Consider the following 6,659-nt stretch of genomic DNA (forward strand, 5'->3'; position numbering starts at 1 on the left):
TCCAGCCCCTTCTCATCGGGCACCCGACCCCCGAGACCTTCGTCATCGACGCATGGGCACGCGGCCAGATCAAGCAGGAGCTTCTGAAGATCGGCTGGCCGGCGGAAGACCTGGCGGGCTACACCCCGGGAACTCCCCACGAGATCGACCTCGCCGAGGACGGCTGGCACATCCGCCCCTACCAGCAGGATGCCGTCGACGCGTTCTCGAAGGACGGCTCGGGCGTGGTCGTGCTCCCCTGCGGCGCCGGCAAGACGATCGTCGGTGCCGGAGCGATGGCAGCGACCAAGACGACGACCCTCATCCTCGTGACGAACACCGTCTCGGCACGGCAGTGGCGCGACGAGCTGCTCAAGCGCACCAGCCTCACCCCCGAGGAGATCGGCGAGTACTCCGGGCAGGCCAAGGAGGTCAAGCCCGTCACGATCGCCACCTATCAGATCCTCACGGCGAAGCGGAAGGGCGAGTACGCGCACCTCGCACTGCTCGACGCCCTCGACTGGGGCCTCATCGTGTACGACGAGGTCCACCTCCTTCCCGCCCCCGTGTTCAAGCTCACCGCCGACCTGCAGGCGCGTCGTCGCATCGGCCTCACCGCCACCCTGGTGCGTGAAGACGGTCGCGAAGGCGATGTGTTCAGCCTGATCGGGCCGAAGCGCTTCGACGCCCCCTGGAAGCAGATCGAGGCGCAGGGCTTCATCTCGCCCGCCGCCTGCTACGAGGTGCGGGTCGACCTGCCACCGAGCGACCGTCTGGAGTACGCGGCCGCGACCGACGACGAGCGCTATCGCCTCGCGGCCTCCGCGCCGGCGAAGGTCGCAGCCGTGCGCGAGCTCATCGCCAAGCACGAGGGCGAGCGCATCCTCGTGATCGGGCAGTACCTCGACCAGCTCGAATCGCTGTCCGAGGCGTTGAACGCCCCGCAGATCACGGGTGCGACCCCGGTCGATGAGCGCGAAGAGCTGTACCGCGCGTTCCGGGAGGGTGACATCTCGCTGCTCGTGGTCTCCAAGGTCGCGAACTTCTCGATCGACCTGCCAGAGGCATCGGTCGCCATCCAGGTGTCCGGATCGTTCGGATCGCGTCAGGAGGAGGCCCAGCGTCTGGGCCGTCTGCTGCGTCCGAAGCAGTCGGGGCACACCGCGAGTTTCTACACCCTCGTGGCCCGCGACACGATCGACCAGGACTACGCCCAGAACCGTCAGCGCTTCCTCGCCGAGCAGGGGTACAGCTACACGATCATGGACTCCGACGCGATCGCCGCCTGACGCTCCCCTGTCACCCGCGTGCGACGCGTCCGTGGAGCACCGCACCCAGCTGGTGGGTCCCCGACGGCTGATGGGTCCCTGACGGCTGATGGGTCCCTGACGGCTGATGGGTCTCTGACGCGCGCACCGGAGTCGCGCGCCACGCTGTCCGCGCGATCCCGAGTCGCGCAGCCCATCGGTCGGCGAGCACGGCGTAGATCACCATCGCGAGTGCCGAGGCGAACAGATCGACAGCCGTTCCCGAGGTCGCGTTGGCATCGACGAGCGTGACGGAGCCGAGCAGGAAGATGAGCACGTTGTTCACGATGTGCAGCGAGATCGCCGCCTCGAGGCCCCCCGTTCGCCAGGTCAGCCATGCGGCGACGATCGCGAACATCCCGACGCTGGCCGCACCCCACACGTCGTACCCATGACCGAGGACGAAGATCGGCACGGGCAGGAGGATGGCGAAGGCAGGATGGCGTAGCCAGCCACCGACCAACTGCATCAGGTACCCGCGGAAGACATACTCTTCGGCGGCAGCCTGCAACGGGATCAGCAGCAGGACCAGCAGCACCATCGTCCACAGCCGGGGGTGGGAGAAGTCGGCGGTCACCGCGTCGCCGCTCAGCGCCGACCAGCCCAACACGACGGCGAAATAGACGAGGAACACCGCCAGGGCCAGCAGCAGGCTCTTCCCGAGCCATGCCATGCGAAGGCGCCCGGTCACGGAGGACAGCAGTCCCACCCCGCGCCCTTCGATGAGGCGTGACGCCAGCAGCAGCGCCGGGATCATCAGGATCAGGGGAAGAACCAGCGCGACGAGCAGCCAGGGCCGATCGAGATCGAAGAACTGCGTGGTGCTGAGGAGCACCTCTGATTCGACGCGCCACCCGGGGATGAACATCGACATGATCGCGAGAGGCACGATCACGATCAGCAGGATCACGACATAGAGAGCGATGCCGACGAGCCCCGTGAGCAGCATGCGCCACCAGCGATACCGTGGCCGCAGGTGTGCCAGCCGATGGTATGCGAGTTCCTCCCCGTCGGGGCGATCGGCCCGTGCGGCGGGAGTTTCGGGGGCGGCGACGTCGTCCTCGTGAGAGCTCATACCTCGATCCTCCCGGGTCCGGCTATGCGACGCATCCGACCGCGGGACGATCCCGTTCCCCGATGCCGATACACGGCTCACGAAGGCCGGCGCGAACGCGCGAGTCGACGCCGTTCCGCACAATAGTCAGCATCCACATGGCCGGAGTCACCATAATGGGGACATGACTGCTCCGCGCATCCTGGTCGTCGACGACGAACCCAACATCCGTGACCTGCTCTCCACGGGTCTCAGCTTCGCCGGATTCCAGGTGAAGACGGTCGCCAACGGCGCCGCGACGATCTCGGCCGTCCTCGAAGAGGAGCCGGACCTGATCATCCTGGACGTCATGCTGCCCGACATGAACGGCTTCAGCGTGACGAAGCGTCTCCGTGGCGCCGGGTTCACCGCGCCGATCCTGTTCCTGACCGCCAAGGACGGCACCGACGACAAGATCGAGGGCCTCAACGCGGGCGGGGACGACTATGTCACGAAGCCCTTCAGCCTCGACGAGATCGTGGCCAGGGCACAGGCTATCCTCCGCCGCACGATGCAGGCCGACGAGGAGTCGATCATCCGCGCCGGCGAGCTGTCCATGGACCAGGACACGCACGACGTCCACGTCGGCAAGGAGCCGATCGAGTTGAGCCCGACCGAGTTCAAGCTGCTCCGCTACCTGATGCTCAACCCGAACCGCGTGCTGTCGAAGGCGCAGATCCTTGACCACGTGTGGGAGTACGACTTCAACGGCGACGCCGGCATCGTGGAGAGCTACATCTCGTACCTGCGCCGCAAGATCGATCCGCACACCGAGGAGTCGCTCATCCAGACCAAGCGCGGCTTCGGATACATGCTGAAGGTCGGCAAGACGGTCTGACGACCACCGCACCGTCACCGCCACCGTCTCACGGTGGTGTCGCCGCACCGAGGAGGACCGCATGGCGCACAAGCCCGATGCGGTCACCAGCTGGTGGCGGCGCATCAGTCTTCGCGCGAAGGTCACCGGCGTCACCGTCGCGGTGCTCGCGCTCGGACTGCTCATCGCCGGCATCGGCACCGTGCCGATCCTGCGCAACGCCCTGGTCGCGAACATCGACGCGCAGCTGCCCGCTCTGGTGTCGAGCGATCTGGTCGAGCGCTACTTCGACTCGGTGACGGTCGACGGCGTCACCACGTACAGCCCGCGCGACGAGCAGCCGCGCGACTTCTCCTTCGCGATCTACGATGCGACGGGCGAACTGCGTGCGACCGCTCGCGGCACCTCGGGCCAGGCTCCCCTCTTCCCGTCCGAGTACTCGCTCGCCAAGGCGACGGCCAACACGGATCAGATCCCGCTCGAGATGACCGGAGCCGACGGGGAGCTGTTCCACGCCGCGGTCGCCGTCGTCCCTTCGGAGGGCGGGGTCCTGCGCATCCAGCTGGTGGCCCTCCCCCTCGCGCCCGCCGATCGCATCATCAGTCAGTACTTCGGCATCTACATCACGATCGCCCTGATCACCATCCTGATCGCCGCGCTCCTCACCCGCGGGCTCGTCACGCTCACGTTCCGCCGTCTGGGTCAGGTCGAGGCCACGGCCATGTCGATCGCCGCCGGCGACTTCCGTCAGCGGCTGACCGACCTCGAACCGACGACGGAGGTCGGTCGCCTCAACACCGCCATCAACACGATGCTCGACCGTGTCGACGCCTCACTCGCGCAACGGGACCGCACCGTGCAGCACATGCGGCGATTCATCGGTGATGCGAGCCATGAGCTGCGCACCCCGCTGGTGAGCGTGCGGGGCTACGCGGAGCTCTACCGGATGGGTGCCATCAAGGGCGAGGAGGACACCGCTCGGGCCATGGAGCGCATCGAGAAGGAGGCCATCAGGATGGGCGTCCTGGTGGAAGACCTGCTTGCGCTCGCGCGGCTGGACGAGGAGCGCGAGCCCGAGATCGTGCCGCTCGATCTCCGCCCGATCGCGCGGGATGCAGCGCTCGATCTCCGTGCCGCTGCCCCCGGTAGGACCGTCACGGTGATCGACCGGACGGCCGACAGCAAGACCGTGATCCCCCTGCATGAGATCCCGCCCCTTCAACCTCCCGAGCAGCCGACCCCCCGCGGGCTTTCCCGCGCCACGCTCTCCCGCCTTCGCCGCCGGTCCCGTCAGCAGGAGAAGGCTCCGGTGATCGACTTCACCGAGGTTCCGGACCTCCCTGTGCGCACTCCCCCGATCGTGCTCGGCGAAGAGAACAAGGTGCGCCAGGTGGTGACGAACCTGTTGGGCAACGCGCGTCGGTTCTCCCCTGAGGACGGCCCCATCGAGATCGTCGTCGACTCCGACCGTGCCGCGGGCACAGCGAGCATCGCGATCGTCGACCACGGCGAAGGCATCCCGCCGCAGATCCGGGAGCAGATCTTCGAGCGCTTCTGGCGGGCCGACACCTCACGAGCGCGGGAGACCGGCGGCTCCGGCCTCGGACTCGCGATCGTCGCGTCCATCCTGAAGGCGCTTCACGGTGGTGTCGACGTGTCGGAGACCCCGGGCGGCGGCGCGACGTTCACCGTGACGCTTCCGCTCGCGCCGGCACGGGCAACGCCTGCGCACCTCCTGGAGGACACACAGCCACTCGATCGCATCGACCTCCCCTGACGTCACTGCACGGAGGGTCGCTTCCCCCGGTTGCGCACAGGACGCGGTGCCCGGCCCCCTGGTGCGTCTTCATCAGGCCGAGCCCCGTCTAGCCTCGGAACCCCTACGAGAAGGAGTTCCCATGTCTGTCTTCACCGTCGACACCGAAGCCGTCCACGCCGCTCACGGTGCGACGCGCGCCACCATCGAGCGCCTCCAGAGCGAGTCTGCGACCCTGATGTCTCAGCTCCGGCAGCTGCAGTCGACCTGGTCGGGCACCGCGTCCAACGCCTTTCAGAATTGCGCTGAACAGTGGCAGGGCGCACAGATCCACGTGGAACAGGTCCTCGAATCGATCGGCACCTCGCTCGGCTCCGTCGCCACCCAGTACGCGGACGCCGATCAGTACTCCGCCAGCCTCTTCCGCTGACACGCGCCGTGAACGCAGAACGCCCCCGGCCGAAGCCGGGGGCGTTCTGTCATGAGTGCAGGATCAGAAGTCCATGCCACCCGACGGGTCGCCCATCGGAGCAGGAGTCTTCTCCGGCTTGTCAGCGACAACGGCCTCGGTGGTGAGGAACAGAGCCGCGATCGACGCTGCGTTCTGCAGCGCGGAGCGGGTCACCTTCGCCGGGTCGATGATGCCGGCGGCGAACATGTCGACATACTCGCCCGTGGCTGCGTTGAGGCCCTGGCCCGCGGGGAGCTCGGACACCTTGTTCGCGACGACGCCCGGCTCGAGCCCGGCGTTCATGGCGATCTGCTTCAGCGGAGCCTCGATCGCGACGCGGACGATGTTCGCGCCCGTCGCCTCGTCGCCCGAGAGCGAGAGAGCGTCGAGGGCCTTGGTGCCCGACTGGATGAGCGCGACGCCACCACCGGGGACGATGCCCTCCTCGACGGCTGCCTTCGCGTTGCGGACGGCGTCCTCGATGCGGTGCTTGCGCTCCTTGAGCTCGACCTCGGTCGCGGCACCGGCCTTGATGACCGCCACGCCACCGGCGAGCTTCGCCAGGCGCTCCTGGAGCTTCTCACGGTCGTAGTCGCTGTCGGTGTTCTCGATCTCGCGACGGATCTGCGTGACGCGACCCTCGATCTGGTCGGCCTCGCCCGCACCCTCGACGATCGTGGTCTCGTCCTTGGTGACGATGACCTTGCGCGCACGACCCAGCAGGTCGAGCGTGGCGTTCTCGAGCTTGAGGCCCACCTCTTCGGTGATGACCTGGCCACCCGTGAGGATCGCGATGTCCTGCAGCTGCGCCTTGCGGCGGTCGCCGAAGCCCGGAGCCTTGACGGCGACCGACTTGAAGATGCCCTTGAGCTTGTTCAGCACGAGCGTCGCGAGAGCCTCGCCCTCGACGTCCTCGGCGATGATGACGAGCTCCTTGCCGTCCTGGATCACCTTGTCGACGATCGGCAGCAGGTCCTTGATGTTGGAGACCTTCTGGTTCGCGATGAGGATGTACGGGTCCTCGAAGACCGCTTCCTGGCGCTCCGGGTCCGTGACGAAGTAGGGGTTCAGGTAGCCCTTGTCGAAGCGCATGCCCTCGGTGAGCTCGAGCTCGGTACCGAACGTCTGCGACTCCTCGACGGTGACGACGCCCTCCTTGCCGACCTTGTCGATCGCCTCGGCGATCAGTTCGCCGATGGCGGGGTCAGCGGCGGAGATCGAAGCCGTGGCGGCGATCTGCTCCTTCGAGTCGATCT

General features: G+C 67.3%; 6 protein-coding genes. 4 read left to right on the top strand and 2 right to left on the bottom strand.

Annotated features, from left to right (window positions below; genetic code table 11):
* On the top strand, nucleotides 1-1,268 hold a 1,268-nt coding region (locus DSP71_RS13705), incomplete at its 5' end, for a DNA repair helicase XPB (protein ID WP_258546444.1).
* A 10-nt stretch (nucleotides 1,269-1,278) separates the two neighbouring features.
* Here DSP71_RS13705 and DSP71_RS13710 read toward each other — a convergent pair.
* The gene (locus DSP71_RS13710) at nucleotides 1,279-2,361 is read right to left on the bottom strand and encodes a CPBP family intramembrane glutamic endopeptidase (protein WP_113681367.1); all 1,083 of its coding nucleotides are present in this window, start codon (nucleotides 2,359-2,361) and stop codon (nucleotides 1,279-1,281) included.
* 163 nt (nucleotides 2,362-2,524) lie between these two features.
* Between DSP71_RS13710 and DSP71_RS13715 the strand changes: the two genes are divergently transcribed.
* From DSP71_RS13715 to DSP71_RS13725, 3 genes are all read left to right on the top strand, one after another.
* The gene (locus tag DSP71_RS13715; protein WP_017828926.1) at nucleotides 2,525-3,217 is read left to right on the top strand and encodes a response regulator transcription factor; all 693 of its coding nucleotides are present in this window, start codon (nucleotides 2,525-2,527) and stop codon (nucleotides 3,215-3,217) included.
* Nucleotides 3,218-3,278: 61 nt separating this feature from the next.
* A complete protein-coding gene (locus DSP71_RS13720) occupies nucleotides 3,279-4,973 on the top strand; it encodes a cell wall metabolism sensor histidine kinase WalK (protein WP_113681368.1) in 1,695 nt (564 codons plus the stop codon).
* Nucleotides 4,974-5,094: 121 nt separating this feature from the next.
* A complete protein-coding gene (locus DSP71_RS13725; protein ID WP_058631004.1) occupies nucleotides 5,095-5,382 on the top strand; it encodes a WXG100 family type VII secretion target in 288 nt (95 codons plus the stop codon).
* 63 nt (nucleotides 5,383-5,445) lie between these two features.
* Here DSP71_RS13725 and groL read toward each other — a convergent pair.
* A partial coding sequence (gene groL, locus DSP71_RS13730; RefSeq protein WP_258546445.1) for a chaperonin GroEL occupies nucleotides 5,446-6,659 on the bottom strand: 1,214 nt, incomplete at its 5' end.

Source organism: Microbacterium sp. H6 (assembly GCF_003314775.1).
Lineage (GTDB): Bacteria > Actinomycetota > Actinomycetes > Actinomycetales > Microbacteriaceae > Microbacterium > Microbacterium oxydans.